Here is a 19,476-nt window from a genome sequence, read left to right on the forward strand (position 1 = left end):
TCTGAGAAAGTGAGTGTTTCAATTTTGAAAATTAAGAAAAGTTATTCTTATGCTCTTTTAATCTTACTTATAGGTGTTGGAATCTATTTGGCATTCACTGTGTATGTAAATTTGGGTCCTCGTAACGCTCATTATTTGACCGTAAAAACAACACCACTTGTCCAAGAGAAAATCGGAAATTTGGCACTGAATCAGAGCATCAATGGCTTGAAGCCTGCCCCAACCGCAGACAAAAATAATTCTCTTTTTGAATACTACACTTGGGAGTACGGAACAAAAATCGCAACAAACTTTAACGATGATAAAATAATTCGTATTATTGTTTATGAGAATAGTTCGTTTGCAACTTCAAAAGGAATTCAAGTTGGGGATTCCAAAGAAAAAGTCATTCGTGCGTATGGAAATAATTTTTACACAAGAGTTGAACAAGGGGCCGATATCATCGGCTTTGTTGACAAGAATTTAAACCAAACAATTGAGTTTTGGCTATCGAACGATAATGTTTATTCTATTCGATTAGACAAAGGCTCAATGGATTGACCGCTCTTAATCTAAAAACAGCAGCCAGGGCTCCCATCGAGAGCTCAGGCTGCTGTTTTACATAATGAATATAGATATAAAAGCTTATTGGAATCCAGGGTCAGCTACTGGTTCAGCAACCCAACCATTCTCTTCGATAAAGAGACGTACAGCAATAATTTGGCGATTCTCCATTAATGTGAAGAAGTGAGGTGTGTTTTCAGGTACCGAGATTACATCACCAGGTTCAAGTTCAACATTAAAGTATCCTAAATCGTCCGCACCTTTAATAATGAAGATGCCTTTACCGCCGACAATCGCCCGGATTTCATCTTCTGTATGAGTGTGAACTTCTTCAAATTTCTTCAAAAGATCTTCTAGATTAGGAGTTGACTCAGATAGAGTGATGACATCCCAAATTTTATATCCACGGCGGGAAGCCAGATCACGGATTTCTTCATCATAAATATCGAGAATGCGTTTTTTGTCCTCATCGTTCAGGGCGAAATTGGACTGAAGTTCTTCAGGTAACTTTTCGATGTTCCAGTGCTCATAAATAACTTGTTGGTTGTTCAGGAAATTCCGAACATTATCGACTCCGGTGATCCGTTCGTTCGTATTACGAATAACGATTTCTGCCATATTCTATCCCTCTTTCTCCACTTGGATTAATAAGTATTATATCGTTGCTGTTCTTATTTGTCACCAGAAAATTATCATATAATGCTGAAACATCGCATCTTTCCTAAGATTTCGTTCTTTTCTATTGAAATAGATTCTGTTACACTAAGATTTAACGTTTTGCCGGGAGGGGTATACATTGAGCAAGCCTAGCTTACAGGAAGTACTTAAAGAACGAATATTAATTCTTGATGGTGCTATGGGTACCATGATCCAGCAGGAGGACCTCTCAGCAGAGGATTTTGGTGGAGACGAATTGGACGGCTGCAATGAAATGTTAGTGCTAAAGCGCCCTGATATTATACAATCCATTCATGAACAATATTTAGCGGCAGGCGCAGATCTTATTGAAACCAATACTTTTGGCGCAACCTTGGTTGTACTTGCCGAATACGATATACCAGAACTTGCTCGTGAAATTAATCTGGAAGCGGCTCGTCTAGCTCGTGCTGCTGTAGATAAATACTCAACACCAGAGAAACCTCGTTATGTCGTAGGAGCGATGGGGCCGACAACGAAAACGCTGTCTGTTACCGGTGGAGTTACGTTTCAAGAGTTAATTGATAGTTATGAGGAACAAGCTGTAGCTTTAATTGAAGGTGGCGTTGATACTCTACTGCTCGAAACATCCCAAGATACACTTAATGTAAAAGCGGGTACGATCGGTATACGACAAGCCTATGAAAAAACGGGAGTTAAGCTTCCGATCATGATTTCGGGAACGATCGAACCTATGGGAACCACTTTGGCTGGACAGAACATAGAAGCATTTTACATATCATTAGAACATATAGAACCTATATCTATCGGTTTGAACTGTGCAACAGGTCCAGAGTTTATGAGAGATCATATTCGGTCATTATCGGACATGTCTTCAGCTGCAATCAGTTGTTATCCGAATGCCGGGTTGCCGGATGAGAATGGACATTATCATGAATCCCCTGAGTCTCTTGCACAGAAAATGGGTGCTTTTGCGGAAAAAGGGTGGCTGAACATTGCAGGTGGATGCTGTGGTACAACACCAGATCATATTCGTGCTCTATGTGATGTCATGAGCCAGTACCCTCCGCGTCAGCTTGACGGATCTCACTTGCCGGCTCTATCTGGTATTGACCCTGTTTATATTGAGCAGGATAACCGTCCGTATATGGTCGGAGAGCGTACGAATGTCCTTGGATCCCGTAAATTCAAACGGCTTATCGTTGAAGGAAAGTACGAGGAAGCATCTGAAATTGCCCGTGCTCAAGTGAAGAACGGTGCACATGTTATCGATATTTGCGTACAGGATCCGGATCGTGAAGAGAAAGAAGACATGATAAAGTTTCTTGAACTTGTCGGTAAAAAGGTTAAAGTTCCTCTCATGGTGGACACAACTGACCCAGAGGTCATTGACTTGGCATTAAGCTATTCACAAGGTAAGGCGATAATTAACTCCATTAACCTTGAAGATGGTGAAGAGAAATTTGAGAAAGTTACCCCGCTGGTTCATAAGTACGGAGCTGCAGTGGTGGTAGGTACGATTGATGAGAGTGGACAGGCAATTAATCGTCAGGACAAACTAAATGTAGCTCGCCGATCGTATGACCTGCTTGTGAATAAGTATGGAATTAATGCGGAAGATATCATTTTTGATACCTTGGTGTTTCCGGTAGGAACAGGTGACGAACAGTATATTGGATCAGCGCAAGAAACGATTGAAGGGATTCGTCTCATTAAAGAAGCCATGCCTGAGTGCCATACGATTCTAGGGATTAGTAACGTTTCCTTCGGACTTCCTGAAGCAGGAAGAGAAGTACTGAATTCCGTGTTTTTGTACGAGTGTACGAAAGCTGGTTTAGACTATGCAATCGTCAATACAGAAAAGCTGGAACGTTATGCTTCTATACCTGATGAGGAGCGCCGTCTAGCTGAAGATCTTATCTACCGTACGAATGATGAGACACTTGCTGCCTTTGTAGCAGCATTTCGGAATAAGAAGGTAGAGAAGAAAGAGAAAATATCGAACTTAAGCTTGGAAGAACGCTTAGCTACATATGTAGTAGAAGGAACCAAGGAAGGGCTCATTCCAGATTTGGAAGAAGCTTTGAAGAAATATGGCGCACTCGAAATTATTAACGGACCGTTGATGGCCGGTATGACTGAAGTCGGACGCCTGTTTAATAATAACGAGTTGATCGTAGCTGAAGTTCTCCAAAGTGCGGAAGTTATGAAAGCTTCTGTAGCTTATCTGGAACAATTTATGGAGAAGAACGAAACATCGGTTAAAGGTAAAATTATGCTTGCAACGGTTAAAGGTGACGTTCACGATATCGGCAAAAACTTAGTTGAGATTATCCTATCCAACAATGGTTACAACATCATCAACTTGGGTATAAAAGTACCACCGGAACAAATCATTGAAGCATATCGTCGTGAGAAACCTGATGCCATCGGTTTGTCAGGCCTTCTGGTGAAATCAGCCCAGCAAATGGTTCTGACTGCACAGGATTTGAAGACTGCTGGTATTAGTGTGCCAATTATGGTTGGTGGTGCTGCACTTACTCGTAAATTTACGAGAACAAGGATCAGACCTGAATATGAAGGTATGGTGCTATATGCCAAAGATGCAATGGATGGATTGGACATAGCTAATAAACTAAGTGATCCTGTACAGCGGCAAGTAATTGAAGATAGTGTGAAATTGGAGAGAGAAGAAGATACGGCTGAGAAACAAGTGGAAAAACGCTTGCCTGAGCAAACACGAGTTAAACGTTCGAAAATTTCTTCAGAAGCGCCGGTATTTACGCCGCCGGATTTAGAGCGGCATGTTATTAGAAATTATCCAATATCACATATTATGCCTTATATTAATATGCAGATGCTTCTCGGACACCATCTCGGTCTTCGTGGTTCTGTGGAGCAATTGCTTCAAGCGCAAGATCCAAAAGCAGTTTCTCTAAAAGCTACCGTAGATGGAATTTTACAAGAAGCAATACAGGATGGTATTATCGAGGCTCATGCGATGTATCGTTTCTTCCCTGCACAATCTGACGGGAATGACATACTCATCTATGATCCAGAAGATAAAACAACAGTCCTTCACCGTTTTAGCTTCCCAAGACAAGCGGTGGAGCCGCATCTATGCCTGTCTGACTTTTTAAGATCTGTGGATAGCGGTGTTATGGATTATGTAGGCTTCTTGGTCGTTACAGCAGGTCATGGAGTAGGAAAGCTTTCATCGGAATGGAAAGATCAAGGAGATTATCTTCGTTCTCACGCACTGCAATCTGTTGCTCTCGAAACAGCCGAAGCGCTGGCAGAGCGTGTCCATCATATGATGAGGGATTCATGGGGCTTCCCGGATCCAGAGGATATGACGATGAAGAGACGTTTGGGAGCAAGATATCAAGGAATTCGGGTGTCATTTGGTTATCCAGCATGTCCAGATCTTGAGGATCAGGAACCATTATTTAAATTAATGAAGCCTGAGGATATTGGAGTTCACCTTACCGAAGGGTTTATGATGGAGCCTGAAGCATCCGTTTCTGCGATGGTGTTTAGCCATCCGGAAGCTAAATATTTTAATGTGGATAAAGCGTAAACAATTTAGATGTCGGTGCAGTAGATCTGGGAATCCTCCGAAATTTTCGGGGGATTTCTACGGTTTACACACCTGGAAGGGGAGAAGAGGATGGAACTCTATTTTTTAGGTACGAATGCAGGGGTTCCGACGCTGCAAAGAAACGTGACATCCATAGCATTGCGTTTATTGGAGGAACGTCGCAGCATGTGGCTATTTGATTGTGGGGAGGGGACTCAGCATCAGATTCTCCGATCTCCACTCAAAATGACTAGACTAGAAAAGATATTCATCACTCATCTGCACGGTGATCACATTTTTGGATTACCAGGTTTATTGTCTAGTCGAGGAGCACAAGGAGCCACATCACAAATTACGGTATATGGTCCAAAGGGAATAAAAGCATATATCGAAACGTCATTGGATATTAGTCAATCTCGAATTAACTATCCGCTCGAAATCATTGAGCATAGCGGTGGAATCCTATTTGAGGATGACGGATTCTGTGTCGAAGCGGCAGTGCTCGAACATCGAGCTGAAAGCTATGGTTACCGTATTGTTGAAAAGGATCGGCCTGGTAATTTGGATTTAAAGCGCTTGGAGTCTTATGGGCTTAAACCAGGCCCGATATATGGCCGACTTCAGCGTGGAGAGAGTGTCGAGACACCTGATGGTACGGTTATTCATGCGTCAGATGTTGTCCTTGCACCGAAAAAGGGCCGCATCATTACGATTTTAGGCGATACCCGCCCTTGTGCTAATATCGTGCCTTTGGCTAAGGATTCGGATTTATTGGTACATGAAGCGACATTCATGCATGATCTTGAGGATACAGCACATGAATATTACCATAGCACAGCACGGCAAGCAGCCATAGCTGCTTCTGAAGCGGGAGTTAAGGAACTGATGTTAACGCATTTTAGTTCACGCTATAAGGATATTGAACATCTGCAACCATTGCTTGAAGAGGCAAAACAGGTATTTCCTAACACCAGGTTAGCCGAAGATTTTGGTCTGTATCCGGTTTTAAGATAAGGAAATAATCTGAATTATTTTCCGGGAAAGCGCAGGATATGACAAGGCAGCTTTGTCTAAAGGTACTGTTGAGACAACACTCGATTACATTCGACCAAACTGTGTTGTACTTCATCGAATCTACTCCGTAAATCAGGTCGTGTCATGACGTTCCTAGTCGTGTTAGTTGTTGCAGGTCAAGAAAGCATCTTTTACAATAAAGATAGGTGTGCCAGCACAAACAAAGTGGCAAACTATAATAAAAGTTGAAGAATGCTCCGATTGCACCATGTAGTTGACCGATATTCGTGAGGCGCGCCATTAATTAATGATGTTAACAATAAACGTAATTAATAATGACAGATGGAGAAGATGCTATTGTGGAACAAGTAAAAGGGTTGCTTATTGATCTTGATGGAACGTTATATCATGGGAAAAACATGATTGATGGAGCAGATGCTCTAATTCATAAGCTTCGTGAGAAGAAGGTGCCATATCTGTTCGTGACGAACAATTCCTCCCGTACACCGGAGCAAGTTGCAGAACACCTGAAGGGGATGGGGATTCCAGCTTCGCCAGAAGAGGTATGTACATCATCGCTTGCAACTGCAAGTTACATTGCCCATGAATCACCTGGTGCAAAAGTGGCAGTTCTCGGAGAAGAAGGACTTCGCCAGGCACTTACGGATGCAGGGCTTACCATAACGGATGATCAACCGCAATATGTAGTTCAGGGTATTGATCGTTCTTTCAACTATTCGTCCTTGTCGCAAGCTTTACAATGGATTCATGGAGGTGCGACATCTGTGCTCACGAATCCGGATTTGCTTCTACCATCAGACACTGGATTAACACCTGGTGCTGGATCACTTGGCGCTGCTATTGAAGCAGCTTCTGGTGTGAAACCGATCGTTATCGGAAAGCCTTCATCCATTCTGATGAAATATGCGACTGATCGACTGGGCTTGTCTCCGGCCGAGACTGCCGTGGTTGGTGATAATATGAGAACAGACATTGCGGCAGGAGTAAATGCCGGATGCAGAACGATATTGGTGATGACGGGTATCACAACACAGGACAATATGGAGGCGCATATGGAAGCTGCTGGAGTACGCCCAGACTATATTTGTCAAGATTTATCCGAAGCAGCTGATCTAATTTGCACCTAATGAATATACAATATTACGATGTGTGACACGAAGGGGTAGATGAATCATGCCGGAACTCCCAGAGATGGAGAACTATCGAAGAATGCTGTCAGGCAGTATTTTGAACGTACCGATAAGCAATGTGATTATAAATCGGGAAAAATCAATCAATGTTTCTCCAGTTGAGTTTAGATCCAGTCTGGTCGGATCCAAAGTGATTTTTGTGGAGAGAAGGGGGAAGCATCTCGTCTTCCATCTGAATGATGGACGTCGTCTGTTACTGCATCTCATGCTTGGCGGCTTGCTATACATGACTCGTGGAGACGAGGAGCGACCATCAAGATCAACACAGATCGAAATTGAATTCGGTGATACAGTGCTATATTTTATCGGCCTTCGCTTGGGATATTTGCATATGTTGTCTGCGAAAGAAACCGACGAGGTCTTGAGCCAGCTCGGGCCTGAATTGCTTGATCGAAGAATGACCAAATCTCGTTTTATCGATCTCATGATGAAGCGCCGTGGAGCACTTAAAAGCCTGCTTGTTAATCAGCATGCATTTGCAGGGATCGGAAATTGCTATGCCGACGAGATTGCTTTTGATGCTGGTATCCATCCCGCTACTAAGGTTCAAAATTTGAACGAAGAGACGCTGGAACAGCTTTACGAGAGTATCCATAAAGTGCTGAAGGAAGCTACTGATGGTGGGGGATACATGGAAATGCCATTCACCCAAGATGATCATTTGACCGGTAGCTATAATGAGCAATGCAAGGTGTATGATCGAGAAGGCGAGCCATGTGTTCGATGCGGTACAGCAATTGTAAAAGTGGAGCAAACAGGACGAAAGGTTTTCTTTTGCCCAAATTGTCAGCATGAACAATAAAATCCATGTCGGAAGTCATGTGAGTACACGAGATGGTTTTTCAGGAGCTGCGCGAATGGTGGATAGACTGGGTGGGAGTGCATTTCAATATTTCCCGAAAAACCCACGCAGTTTACATATAAAAATGCCTGATTTGCAGGACGCAAGGGCTTGTGCAGTATACTGCAGCGAACGAGGACTGGTATCCGTAGCTCATACCCCATATCCAAGCAATATGGCTGTTGGTTTATCTAGAGGGGAAGAACATTACCGTCTAACTGTTGACTCTCTGCTCAATGATTTGATCATTGCAGAAGCCTGCGGGTCGCTTGGGATAGTCGTGCATTTTGGACATTTGAAGGGTGAGCATGTTCTTGTTGGTTATCAAAATATCATTCGTTGTATGAATGATGTTTTATCTAAATGGAATGGACGAGCTAAACTTCTAATTGAGAACCAGGCTGGCGATCATGGTGATATGGGAATGACATTAGAAGAATCCGTAAAGGTTAGGGAGCTCGCTAATCAGCCTGAAAAAATCGGATTTTGCTTGGATACATGTCATTTGTTTGCCGCGGGACAATGGGACATCCAAGATACGGAGGGTTTGCTCCGAAAAGGTAGGCAACTGGGTTACTGGGACGAACTGGTGGCTGTACATCTAAACGATTCGAAATATGGGTCAGGTTCAAGAAAAGATCGCCATGCACGCATCGGACGAGGTATGATAGGTATTGAGGCTCTTAAAGCATTTGTTTTGTCACCGGAATTGACCGGAAAACCATTTATTTTGGAGAGTGAAAAAGGTGAAGACGGCACACATCGGGAGGATATTTCTGAGGTGCTGTCTTGGTCTTGATCAAGGAAGGGGATAGACATGATTCATCTGTACTTGGATGATTGGCGTTCTTGCCCCCAAGGCTTTGCACTTGCACGTAATGGGGAAGAGTGTCTTCTGATGCTTCGAGAATGTGAAGTGGATATTTTATCACTTGATTATGAGCTTGGTCCGGATCAGATGAATGGTGGAGATATCGTCGCTGCAATGGTTGCAGAGAAGCTATATCCCCGTCAAATTTATTTGCATACATCGAGCTCGTGGGGGAGAAGAAAAATGTTCGAAATGTTATACGATAACATGCCTGCCGATGTTAAAGTCCATAATGGTCCTATGCCGGATGAGGTATTACGGAAAGTAGCGGCGGCATCAAAGTGATCGCTGTCACAGAGCGTGAACTGATCGAACGTCTGGAATGGCAGGAACGTTTGGTTCAGCGAGATAAACATCATCCCCCGATAATCGTATTTTTTTATACACCATTATGCGGCACCTGTGGTGCGGCTCGAAAAATGCTGGATGTCACCGAGCAACTGCTACCTGATGGAACTCTGCTGGAAGCGGATGTGAATTTTATGCCTGCCGTGGTGCAGCGTTATCAGATTCGTAGTGTTCCAGCTATATTAGCTTTGACAGGAAAACCTGAAGAACCTCCTCGGATGCTTTATAGGATGAGTTCTGTGCAGGATATTTTGACTTTTATTAGGGGTGTGATTCAGTGATTTCTATCCAGAATGTTTCCCTTAGAAGGGGAGAGCAGCAAATTCTGAAAGACGTGTCGCTTGAAATGGGGCCAGGGGAGAACTGGGTTATCTTAGGACGCAACGGTTCTGGCAAAACAACGCTTCTGGAAATGATGACAGGGTATTTATTTCCGAGCAAAGGCCGAGTTGAAGTGCTTGGCAATGTATACGGACGTTGTGATGTCCGTGAAGTGCGCAAAGAAATCGGGTATATTAGTCAATCTCTAATAGAAAAACTGTCACTCAGTGACTCCGTATGGGAAGTCGTTGCTACTGGCGCATTCGCATTTTTACGTTTTTATCAAACGATTCCTGATGATGTCAAAGAGAGAGCACTACAGATGCTGGACGAGATGAATTTCAGTCATTTGGCAGATCATCCGCTAGGTACCCTGTCACAAGGGGAACGAAAAAAGGTAATGCTGGCAAGATCTTTAATGGCTAATCCGAAATTGCTTATATTGGATGAGCCATGTGCGGGGCTGGACTTGTATGAACGTGAAAAAATGCTGCTGGAGATCGATCGTTTAAGACAACGTGACGTAGCAGTAGTGTATGTAACCCATCATATTGAAGAAATCGTACCTCTTTTCACACATGTTGCGTTAATTAAGGACGGCCAAGTTGCTGGTTCAGGACGCAAAGAAGAAGTGCTAAATAAAGAACTTATTAAACGGACTTATGATATCAATGTCGATCTTGAGTGGGACGGGGGACGTCCTTGGATCAAAGTAATTTCTGGAGGGTAATCCACTTGGATGAGCAAAACGCAAGTAATAAGCAAGTTAATGAACAATATTCATCAAAAATAATATGTACGGCCAATCATGGTTTCGCTCCATATGCACAGGAGGAACTTCGGCGTCTGTTTGGAAGTTTAAAAAGTACGATGTTGATCCCGGGTGAAGTGTTTGTTGTTACACTGGGAACAACCCTAGAAAATGCTATAGAACGAATTACTGAAAAATCACCTATATTTCTACGTCATCTTTTTCCTGTTCTCATGGAAATTCCCGGAGGGGATAAGGACTTCGCTTTACAGCAGGCAGTAAGCTATTTACTTAAGCGAGAATATATAGAAGGCACGCGTGTGTCAGTTCAGATCAGAAAAGCAGAGGGAAGCAGTTGGACCGATAGCCCAGGTGCTTTGCGTGATCAGGTACAGGAACAGTTATCTCCAATGGAGGTTGAATACACAGTAACGGATCCAGAGTGGATAATCTCACTATTTGTAGCTAAAGACACATGGTATGTAGGTGTATCTCGTCCTGAAAGCAATCTGTCTGACTGGAATGGAGGCGCAATTCGATTTCAGCGTGAAGAAGGTCAAATATCACGTGCTAAATTTAAGCTACTGGAAGCGGAGAAACAATTTGAAATTCCGTTCTCATCTTTCCGTCATGCTTTAGATATTGGTGCAGCACCGGGCGGATGGAGTAGTTTCCTACTGGAAAGAGGACTTCAGGTTACTGCAGTAGATCCGGCTAAAATGCATGAGTCACTATTAGATCATCCGAACTTGAAAATTGTCAACAAAAACGCTGCGGATGTAAAATTCAAGGAATCTCAGTTTGATCTTCTTGTATGTGATATGAGCTGGAGTCCCAAGTTGATGGCGAGAATGGTAACCGATTTGCTCTACTCGTTAAGATCAGGAGGTACAGCGGTCGTTACGGTTAAGTTATTAACGAAAAAGCCTATGGCTCTTGTTCATGAGATTATCGATATTTTTGAGGATTCCAGAATGCAAATACAAGGGGCGAAACAGCTGTTTCATAACCGAGATGAAATCACTCTATATATGATTAAATATTAGATTACAAAAATCTCTTTACAAAGAGATTAGATTTGATCTATAATGATTCCAAAATTAACCAATGAAAAACAGGGGAAAGCATCCCGCAAGATCGACACGGTATACCGTGATTGGTCGGCGGGGTGCTTTCTTTTTTTGTGGTTACTTACATAGAAGGGAGGGATCCGATCCGATGAAGTATCCTTCAAAAATGAAACGCGGAATGACGCTAGGTGAGCGCTACCTTATCGAGCGGAAACTCGGTGAGGGTGGAATGAGCTGTGTATATTTAGCAGAAGATCTTAAGCTTCCAGGTAAGAAATGGGCGGTAAAAGAAAGTGTTACTCAGCCGGGTATGTTCCAGACTGTGCAAGACGAAGCGAAATTATTGACTACACTAAATCATGCCCGTCTACCGCGAGTTGTGGATTTTTTTCAACCAGATGAGTCCGGTTATACCTATATGGTTATGGATTATATCCATGGAATGACGCTCGATAAATATTGCCGGGATTATCGGGGACATTTGAGTGCAGATTTTATATTACAGCTTGCCTATCAATTGCTAGAAGTGCTTGGTTACCTGCATTCACACCAGCCTCCTGTTGTATTCAGGGATCTTAAGCCATCCAATATCATGCTTACGGAAGAGATGGAAGTTAGACTTATTGATTTTGGTATTGCCCGAAGCTTTAAGCAGGAGCGGGATGAAGATACAGTCAAGCTGGGAACAATCGGATTTGCAGCACCTGAGCAGTACGGAAGTGGACAGAGTGATGCTAGATCAGATTTGTATGGGCTCGGCGCCCTGCTTTTGTTTCTTACAACAGGTGGTAAATACAGTGAATGGTTTGCAGGTGTAGAGCAGCATATTCGAAAAGATATTTTCGATGTGTTTCCGCCATTAATACGAAAACTTCTGCAGCACGACCCTGATAAGCGCTACCAATCCGTTGATGAAGTAAGAAGAAGTCTTGAAAGAAGATCGTTAACAACTGAAGTGCGTGTCATCTCAAAATCGAACGTGCTAGGAACACTGGTTACCGCTGTACTTGGAACTACGCCAGGAGCTGGAACAACACATACGGCTATAACGATAGGCCATTTTTTAGCTCGAAATTACAGTAAAGTAGCTGTCGTAGAAATGGGTATAGGTCCAAACGCATTTTCACGAATTCAGGAAATAGCCGAGGGAGCTGTAGGATCTGAGCGTAAATTTCAAATTAACGGAATAGACTTTTGGCGGCAAACGGGTAGAGGTGAGATTATTTCATTGCTTGCGGGTGGATATGACGCTGTTGTACTGGATCTGGGTGCTTTTCGTGATCATGAGCGACTGGAAGAGTTTTTACGTGCAGACGTACCCATTATTGTAGGTTCGGCAGCCGAGTGGCGGCAGCATGATGTATTGACATTATCACGGATGTTAACCTCTCATGATCAACCAAACCGAGTATATGCCATACCGCTGGCATCATTTAAAGGTGTTCAGAAACTTCGTAAGTCACTGGGCGGTAGTAAAGTGGTAGCACTTCCTCTGCTTCACGATCCTTTTTCTTTACCCGAGGAGACGGAACAGGCCATGGAGTTCATATACGAAGGGTTTGTTCAACCCAAATCACGTAAAAAAAGATTTCGCTTTGCATGGGGATAGCCCTTGTATTTGAAAGGAGAACGTGTAAATGCCAATCATAAGGCAACGCAATAAAAAACTGCTATATGCAAGTCTTGTTGGAGCTGGAGCTATGAGTGTCTTACTCTCGGGAGGATTTTATTTCATTCAGAATGATCGTGCCAACCGCCATGCAGAAGAAACAGATCAGTATCAGCAAAGAATTCAAATGTTAGAGAAATCGCAACAGAATGACCTGACATCGATGAGAACAGCATGGGTACCTCTTAAAGATATACCGGCAGGACATTTTATTGATACTAATGACTTACAGGAGATTCGCCTACCATTAGATGCATCTCCGGACAATCTCCCTTCCCGTAAGGAAGATGTAGCTGGGAAAGGGGTTAAGATAGAGCTTAGGAAAGGAACTCCAATTACACTGGGAATGCTGTTTACCGAGGAAGCAACTCCTCGTGATCTTAGAAATAGAGAAATGAAATCAATATGGCTGCCCAGTAATCTGAAACAGAACGATGTGGTTGATATACGGATTCAGTTTCCAACAGGGCAAGATTATATCATTTTGTCTAAGAAGAAGATCGATAAACTATCGAGCCCAGCCTTTTGGACGACGCTAAGCGAACAAGAGATATTGTTATTATCAAGTGCAATGGTCGATGCCTATATGCATAAAGCCTCACTCTATGCCCTTACATACGTCGAACCGGAAATGCAAGAAAAGGCCATACCGAATTATCCGCCAAATCAGGAAGTTATAAAGCTGATCCAAAGTGACCCTAATATTGTTAAGGAAGCAGAAAAGCAGCTTGAATCTTCGATCCGAACCTCACTGGATCGAGATTTAAGTAAATTAAGTTCGAATGGACAAGCTCAGGCGGGGAGCGGGGATTACTTCATGTTTGATAACGGATCTCCGGATTTTAACACTTGGACTTCGAAGAATGACTCTTCAGCTGAGCAACCTTCAGCACCTCTAAATATGACTCCTGATGAGAACGAAGCGGATTACAAGAAGGATCGTATCGCTGAAACGAATGAAATTCTTGGAGGAATGGAGGATATGAATTACAACGCGAGTAATGAGGCAATGTCTGATGAAGACAGGGAAGTTATATTTACGAGCCCCTAATTAAGGAGTGAAACCAATGAGGACATGGATATTTGCAGGCATCTGCGATAAAAGTGATCTACTTATGTATCTATGCAAAATTTTAACGAATTCCGGCAAAAGAGTTCTTTTGATCGATGCGGCATATGAAGGGAAATACACGCATTGCATAGGCAGATTAGACCCTTGTATGTCTGTAACAGAATTTGCAGGATTTGATGTAGCAACCGGATTTAAAGATTACGAAGAAGTTAAACATCATCTTGAGCGAACAGCTGAGCGAGAATACGACTACTTTATGATTGATGCTGAGAAGGAATCGTTTCTAAAATCAGATGATTGGAATCGAGCGGATGCGAAAATCTGGGTAAGCAGTTTTGAAGTTGCAGGTCTGATGAAAGCAGCCAGTTGGCTTAAAGAGTTGTCTACGACCTATAAAGACCAGGGAGGGATCGAGTTTCATCGCGTTTATTTGAACGTTATCGAAGATTTGACAGACGATGAGTACATTGAAAGTTATTTAGGGAATGCACACATACGATGGATGGATGAACCTGTTAGAGTTCCTTGGGATGAATTAGCTTTTGCATTAAAGATAGAGAATGAGCATACAGGAAGGCTCCGAATTAAACCTTTATCCAAAAGCTACAAAAAAGCGCTTGTAGAGCTGGTTCAGCGACTAACCGAGATGGAGAATCGTCAGATCAGGCGTACATTCCGGCAGACTGAGAGGAGATGGGCATGAGAACAATTGCATTATGGAGTCCGTTGCCAAGTGGAAGCGGTATAACTGCACTAGCAGCAAGTTTGCCGGTTGTACTGGCTATGGAGTTTAAATTGAAAACACTTCTACTTCATGGGGGTGAGAGTGGGGGACGTGTTGAACAAGCATATTCATTACATAACCAATCTCTTGATCATTCTTTAGTGACGTTTCAAGACCACGGAATGAATGCTGTGGATCGCCTTGCCTCTAGCGGTAGATTAATGCCTGAGAATATTAGGGACTACACTGCTTCTTTGCTTCCAGAACGACTGGATCTTCTAGGAGGGAGCCGTGAAACTAAATCTGAATCTGTTGAGACTCTGCCCTGCCTCATGACCCAAGTGATTGAAACCGCTGTTCGGGGATATGATCTTATTGTCGCTGATGCCGGAAATGGAACACCGAATGCGGTTGATCAAGCGATTTTGAATGCAGCAGATCTTATACTAGTTGGGATTAATCAAAATTTAAGGTCTCTGGAAATGATCTTTGAGAATGAACTATTATTGGATGTCATTCAAGGGAAACCGTCAGGTATGATCATTGGTCGATATGATCGATCTAGTCACTGTACGGTGCAAAATGTAAAACGCAGATTTGGTGTAAAGGGGATACTAGAAGGGATTCCATATTGTTCGCAGTTAACAGACGCATGGAATACGCGCACGGTATTGACATGTATTCAAAGGGGAAGAGGCGGAATGGATCGCAAGCGGGAGAGCCCTTTATACCAAGCATTACGAAGTACTTCTCTGGCTGCAGTAGAACAGCTTGGTCTTCCTTCAGCTGGGTACTCAGAGAGGGGGGCTTGAATGCTTTCCAATTCATACGTCAATTCGCTAGGGATAGCACTCATCATTCTTTTATGTGGCATTTTTTTGTACATACGTTGGTTGAGTGTAAGAAGACGAGACGTGCCATCCCAGCATGGACCTGATCAGTATTCAATACAGGCAATGACGGAATTTGTGAAAGACACACTTCATCAAATGACACATAGTCAACTGTCGGATCTAGGGTTACATGAAGAGGAGTACCGACGACGCTTAAGTAAGAGAAGTGAATTACGTCGTGCGTTAAAAGGTTGTGTGTCTGGAAATGTGCTCGATAAACAATATGTTAAGCAATTTTTGAAAGAGCTCCTGGTAAAAAGTTTGAAGCTCAATGAGAAGAATATCAATGTTGCGATCCCGTTTGAGAAACATGAAGCTTTAACATCTCAGGATCAATTTGAGATCATTCTCTATTTATATAAACAACAACATCACGATGAAGCCTTATCCGTACTCTTGGAATCTTATAATCTGTCTAAACCAAGAATTATTCCAGGATACGGAGAGGATGCAATTTATGCAGTGGTGGCTGACGATATTGCCTTTATTTATGATAATGAAATTCGTGCATTAACATTCAATGAGAAATTAGACATCGTAGTTCAACGAATTTATCAGCAGTATAAAGGGTTCTCGGTAATCGATGAAATTCGGGATCAACGAATTGATGGTGTTAGTGGTGGGGTAAGTGGGATGTTGGACCACTCTACAACTCACAATCTTAGAGCGGGTTTCTTTTCAGATCATTGGACGAATTTAGAGAGACCCGTTTCGGAATGCGAAAGTGTCTGGATTTTTTATCGGGGAGTATCGATACATTTAGGATTCTTGTCATTTGGAAATGTTCAGGAGTTAAAGAGAGTATGCCAGAACATATATAAATATAATCATCCCGGACAACTGTCTGAAGCGAGTGGGTATAAGGTGAATGAGATGAAAGATGGTTCTCGGGTTGTAGTTGTTCGCCCTCCTTTCTCTGAGTCTTGGGCATTCTTTGTCCGTAAATTTGATGTGAATAATACGACGCTAGAGCAACTTATTACGGGAGAAGGTTCTGAAATTCCTATAGCCTTACTGCAATTTCTTATGAAGGGAAGCCGAATTACGGCTATTACGGGGGCGCAAGGTTCAGGCAAGACCACGTTGTTAATGGCTATGGTTAGACATATCTATGCATCTTATACACTGCGAGTGCAAGAGATGGCTTTTGAGCTTCAGCTGCGGAAAATATACAGTCGGCGTAATATATTAAGCTTTCGTGAAACAGAGCATATTAGCGGTCAAGATGGACTAGATCTTCAGAAAAAAACGGATGGAACAGTTAACATTCTTGGAGAGGTTGCAAGTGATGAAGTTGCTTCATGGATGATTCAGATGTCGCAGGTAGCAAGCCTGTTCACCATCTTTACACATCATGCTAAGACGTTTAAAGACCTGGTTCAGTCACTTCGCAATTCCTTATTGAAGAGTGGGATGTTCCGACAAGAGGATATTGCTGAGCAACAGGTCGTGAGTGTCATCAATTTTGATGTTCATTTGAAACGGGATTCATTCGGTAACCGGTACATTGAACGAATAACGGAATGTGTTCCTTGTGACATAGAACCCTTCCCTACTTGGCGAACACCCTTGAATAAAGAAGATACAGAAGAAGTGATAAGTCAGTATGCAGAGCTAAGTGCCGAGCATTTCCGAAGACAAAATCGTCCGTCTTCTTTTATTTCACGAAACGTTGTTGAATACAGGGACGGTAAGTATTTGGCAGGTGAACCTTTGTCTGAACATAGTGTGAGAGAGATGGAGGAACAAATGCAGCCACAAGACATCGACGCATTTCGGGCATTTATGAGCATGTGTTGGGGAGGGATGGCGTGACCACAAAAGAAATACTGATCGCTGTACTTGTAGTTTCCTTGCTGATATTTATTGGACTTTACGGCATTATTATTTTCATTCAAAAGCGAAGCAGACAAGAAGATTTATCAGATGCACCCGATCTATTTAGTACGGGGCAACTCAGGGTGAAGCACAAACAATGGTTTCAAACAGCATATATTCACGCTTTAAAATTACCTTTGTTTTCTTCATATGTGAAACGAATGCGTCAGAAAATATCTATTATTCATCCATACGATGAAATTTCTCTTCGATATGAAACGATGAAAATTATTGCTGCCATTACTATGGCAGTGGGTATGACGACTGTTTTATTGATCTGGATGAGTGCGGATGTTGGATTTATTTTCGTTGCTCTGTTAGCGGCAATCGTGATCCATAATCTTATGATTGATGTATTTCTGAACAGATTAGAGAAGAAAATTCTACTGCAATCGGTTGAACTGTTCTCAAGTGTAAGGCACCATTATCAGCAGCATGGCATGGTGGAAGAATCAATCTATGAGGGAGCTGAAACAGCGGGACATGAAATCTCTATCCATGCTCATCGCATTTATAATGCATTAACTTCACAAGATCCTGAAGAGCAGCTGGAACGCTACTATGAGACAGCACCAAACCGTTATTTGAAAGCTTTCGCGGGGATATCACATCTAGTTATGGAGTTCGGGGATCATGCTAAGAAGAAAAGCTCTATTTATTTACAGGGTCTGAGTGGGTTAACTAAAGAAATTCATCTGGAAATATTACGGAGAGACAAGCTTGATTACTTGCTAAAAGGCTTAAACATTATTGCGCTTGCACCTGTTTTTTTCACTAAACCGATTGAGAACTGGGCACGTGGAAGTTTTCCGTCAATGGATGAGTTTTATATGAGTAAGTTAGGCTTTTTGACCAAACTATCCATCTATGTGGTTATTATTGTCGCTTATTCACTTTTGCAAAAACTTCAATATAACAGTGAATCCGAGTATCGTTCAGGTTTTGAGAAGCCCCCGTGGGAGGAACTACTATACAGGGTCAAGTTCGTGCGCATTTTTGTGAATGTACTGCTTCCGATGGCCGGTACGCCGAAGTATGATTCACGGATTAGGCTACTAAAGGAAAGCAATACCCGTTTGAAGCTGGAATGGTTTTATGTTCGGCGCTTCGTTATAGTCATAATGACATTTTTGATTGTAATGATGACATGTCTATACCTGCATCACAATTCTAGATATCAATTATTATATGGGCCTGTGTCGGAAATATCTTTGTTCGGCAAAATGAGTGAATACGAGGAAAAAGAAGCGTACAAAAGATCTGAAACGGATAGAGCGGCAATGGATTATATGAATCGATCATCGAATATTTCAGTAGAACAAGCTAGGGAATCGGTTAAAGCGGTTCATGACGGTAATTTGACTGAAGAGCAGCTGACATTAACGGCAGAGCGAGTATGGAATAAGCTTCAGCGATATAACAATGAATATATAAAATGGTGGGAACTATTGTTAGCCATGTTGGTCGCGTGGATAGCGTTTTATTTTCCGCTGTGGTCATTAAAGTTTCATCGAAAAGTAAGAGGATTGGAAATGAAGCATGAAGTTTACCAATTTCAAACGGTTATATCGATCTTAAGGGGAATGGAACGTATCTCCGTCGAGGGAATTTTAGAGTGGCTGAATCGTTTTGCGGTCATGTTTAAAGTGCCCATCCAGAAAAGCCTACTACATTACGAGCATGGCGCTGAACTTGCGCTTCTTGAACTTAAAGACGACATCTGGTTTCCGGAATTTCAGCGTTTAGTGGACAAGCTGTTGTTAGCGGTGGATAAGGTTCCGATCAGGGATGTTTTTGATGACCTGGAAGGCGAAATGACGTTTATATTTGAGCAGCGAAAACAAGAATATGAACGGATGATTGATACAAAAGCGTCATGGGGAAGGTTGATTGGTTTTGCACCGATGTATGCTCTTATTTTTATGTATCTTGTCATACCACTCATCGGTATGAGTTTCACACAAATGAATGCATATTATGAGCAAATTCAAAGATTGTAATGATACTAATAAGTCTCTATGAGGGACAGGGAG

The 19,476-nt window shown here is 42.5% G+C and carries 17 protein-coding genes; 16 read left to right on the forward strand and 1 reads right to left on the reverse strand.

Annotated elements, in window-relative coordinates; translation table 11 throughout:
* The first annotated feature begins 24 nt into the window (after nt 1-24).
* The gene (locus ACFQV5_RS14040; protein ID WP_379247823.1) at nt 25-540 is read left to right on the forward strand and encodes a hypothetical protein; all 516 of its coding nucleotides are present in this window, start codon (nt 25-27) and stop codon (nt 538-540) included.
* Between the two features lie 84 nt (nt 541-624).
* Here the strand turns inward: ACFQV5_RS14040 and ACFQV5_RS14045 are convergent, their stop codons facing one another.
* Nucleotides 625-1,161 (reverse strand): acireductone dioxygenase, encoded by a 537-nt coding sequence (locus ACFQV5_RS14045; RefSeq protein ID WP_379247825.1) that lies wholly within the window; start codon nt 1,159-1,161, stop codon nt 625-627.
* A gap of 178 nt (nt 1,162-1,339) precedes the next feature.
* On the opposite strand from ACFQV5_RS14045, the gene metH reads away from it, so the two are divergent.
* From metH to ACFQV5_RS14120, 15 genes are all read left to right on the forward strand, one after another.
* On the forward strand, nt 1,340-4,780 hold the full coding sequence (gene metH, locus ACFQV5_RS14050; RefSeq protein WP_379247827.1) for a methionine synthase: 3,441 nt from the start codon (nt 1,340-1,342) through the stop codon (nt 4,778-4,780).
* Nucleotides 4,781-4,870: 90 nt separating this feature from the next.
* Nucleotides 4,871-5,794, forward strand: a complete 924-nt coding sequence (rnz, locus tag ACFQV5_RS14055; protein WP_379247829.1) for a ribonuclease Z — start codon at nt 4,871-4,873, stop codon at nt 5,792-5,794.
* A gap of 335 nt (nt 5,795-6,129) precedes the next feature.
* Nucleotides 6,130-6,942: a TIGR01457 family HAD-type hydrolase gene (locus tag ACFQV5_RS14060; RefSeq protein ID WP_379247831.1), complete on the forward strand. Its 813-nt coding sequence runs from the start codon at nt 6,130-6,132 to the stop codon at nt 6,940-6,942.
* Nucleotides 6,943-6,988: 46 nt separating this feature from the next.
* Entirely contained in the window at nt 6,989-7,807 is an 819-nt protein-coding gene (mutM, locus tag ACFQV5_RS14065) for a DNA-formamidopyrimidine glycosylase (protein ID WP_379247833.1), read from the forward strand.
* Nucleotides 7,797-8,645, forward strand: a complete 849-nt coding sequence (locus tag ACFQV5_RS14070; protein WP_379247835.1) for a deoxyribonuclease IV — start codon at nt 7,797-7,799, stop codon at nt 8,643-8,645. Before mutM ends, ACFQV5_RS14070 begins: the two co-directional genes overlap by 11 nt.
* Nucleotides 8,646-8,663: 18 nt before the next feature.
* On the forward strand, nt 8,664-9,002 hold the full coding sequence (locus ACFQV5_RS14075) for a cyclic-phosphate processing receiver domain-containing protein (protein WP_379247837.1): 339 nt from the start codon (nt 8,664-8,666) through the stop codon (nt 9,000-9,002).
* The gene (locus ACFQV5_RS14080; protein ID WP_379247839.1) at nt 8,999-9,346 is read left to right on the forward strand and encodes a thioredoxin family protein; all 348 of its coding nucleotides are present in this window, start codon (nt 8,999-9,001) and stop codon (nt 9,344-9,346) included. The genes ACFQV5_RS14075 and ACFQV5_RS14080 overlap by 4 nt, the downstream gene beginning before the upstream one ends.
* Nucleotides 9,343-10,116, forward strand: a complete 774-nt coding sequence (locus tag ACFQV5_RS14085; RefSeq protein WP_379247841.1) for an ABC transporter ATP-binding protein — start codon at nt 9,343-9,345, stop codon at nt 10,114-10,116. Before ACFQV5_RS14080 ends, ACFQV5_RS14085 begins: the two co-directional genes overlap by 4 nt.
* A gap of 5 nt (nt 10,117-10,121) precedes the next feature.
* The gene (locus tag ACFQV5_RS14090; RefSeq protein WP_379247843.1) at nt 10,122-11,183 is read left to right on the forward strand and encodes a 23S rRNA (cytidine(2498)-2'-O)-methyltransferase RlmM; all 1,062 of its coding nucleotides are present in this window, start codon (nt 10,122-10,124) and stop codon (nt 11,181-11,183) included.
* Nucleotides 11,184-11,355: 172 nt separating this feature from the next.
* Entirely contained in the window at nt 11,356-12,816 is a 1,461-nt protein-coding gene (locus ACFQV5_RS14095) for a serine/threonine protein kinase (protein ID WP_379247845.1), read from the forward strand.
* 28 nt (nt 12,817-12,844) lie between these two features.
* Entirely contained in the window at nt 12,845-13,927 is a 1,083-nt protein-coding gene (locus ACFQV5_RS14100; RefSeq protein WP_379247847.1) for an SAF domain-containing protein, read from the forward strand.
* 16 nt (nt 13,928-13,943) lie between these two features.
* Entirely contained in the window at nt 13,944-14,651 is a 708-nt protein-coding gene (locus ACFQV5_RS14105) for a hypothetical protein (protein WP_379247849.1), read from the forward strand.
* Entirely contained in the window at nt 14,648-15,484 is an 837-nt protein-coding gene (locus ACFQV5_RS14110) for a CpaE/TadZ family protein (protein WP_379247851.1), read from the forward strand. The genes ACFQV5_RS14105 and ACFQV5_RS14110 overlap by 4 nt, the downstream gene beginning before the upstream one ends.
* Nucleotides 15,485-17,380 carry an ATPase, T2SS/T4P/T4SS family gene (locus tag ACFQV5_RS14115; RefSeq protein WP_379247853.1) on the forward strand — a complete coding sequence of 632 codons (1,896 nt, stop codon included), beginning with the start codon at nt 15,485-15,487 and terminating at the stop codon, nt 17,378-17,380.
* Complete coding sequence (locus ACFQV5_RS14120) at nt 17,377-19,443, forward strand: hypothetical protein (RefSeq protein WP_379247855.1); 2,067 nt, start codon at nt 17,377-17,379, stop codon at nt 19,441-19,443. The genes ACFQV5_RS14115 and ACFQV5_RS14120 overlap by 4 nt, the downstream gene beginning before the upstream one ends.
* Nucleotides 19,444-19,476 lie beyond the last annotated feature (33 nt).

This window comes from Paenibacillus sp. GCM10028914 (assembly GCF_042666275.1).
In the GTDB taxonomy this organism is placed as follows: Bacteria; Bacillota; Bacilli; order Paenibacillales; family Paenibacillaceae; genus Paenibacillus_AQ.

What these genes read in the sequence shown, in the direction of transcription:
- ACFQV5_RS14045 (WP_379247825.1), bottom strand. Translation starts at nt 1,161, where the DNA reads ATGGCAGAAATCGTTATTCGTAATACGAACGAACGGATCACCGGAGTC.
- rnz (WP_379247829.1), top strand. Translation starts at nt 4,871, where the DNA reads ATGGAACTCTATTTTTTAGGTACGAATGCAGGGGTTCCGACGCTGCAA.
- ACFQV5_RS14060 (WP_379247831.1), top strand. Translation starts at nt 6,130, where the DNA reads ATGACAGATGGAGAAGATGCTATTGTGGAACAAGTAAAAGGGTTGCTT.
- mutM (WP_379247833.1), top strand. Translation starts at nt 6,989, where the DNA reads ATGCCGGAACTCCCAGAGATGGAGAACTATCGAAGAATGCTGTCAGGC.
- ACFQV5_RS14070 (WP_379247835.1), top strand. Translation starts at nt 7,797, where the DNA reads ATGAACAATAAAATCCATGTCGGAAGTCATGTGAGTACACGAGATGGT.
- ACFQV5_RS14075 (WP_379247837.1), top strand. Translation starts at nt 8,664, where the DNA reads ATGATTCATCTGTACTTGGATGATTGGCGTTCTTGCCCCCAAGGCTTT.
- ACFQV5_RS14095 (WP_379247845.1), top strand. Translation starts at nt 11,356, where the DNA reads ATGAAGTATCCTTCAAAAATGAAACGCGGAATGACGCTAGGTGAGCGC.
- ACFQV5_RS14100 (WP_379247847.1), top strand. Translation starts at nt 12,845, where the DNA reads ATGCCAATCATAAGGCAACGCAATAAAAAACTGCTATATGCAAGTCTT.
- ACFQV5_RS14105 (WP_379247849.1), top strand. Translation starts at nt 13,944, where the DNA reads ATGAGGACATGGATATTTGCAGGCATCTGCGATAAAAGTGATCTACTT.
- ACFQV5_RS14110 (WP_379247851.1), top strand. Translation starts at nt 14,648, where the DNA reads ATGAGAACAATTGCATTATGGAGTCCGTTGCCAAGTGGAAGCGGTATA.
- ACFQV5_RS14115 (WP_379247853.1), top strand. Translation starts at nt 15,485, where the DNA reads ATGCTTTCCAATTCATACGTCAATTCGCTAGGGATAGCACTCATCATT.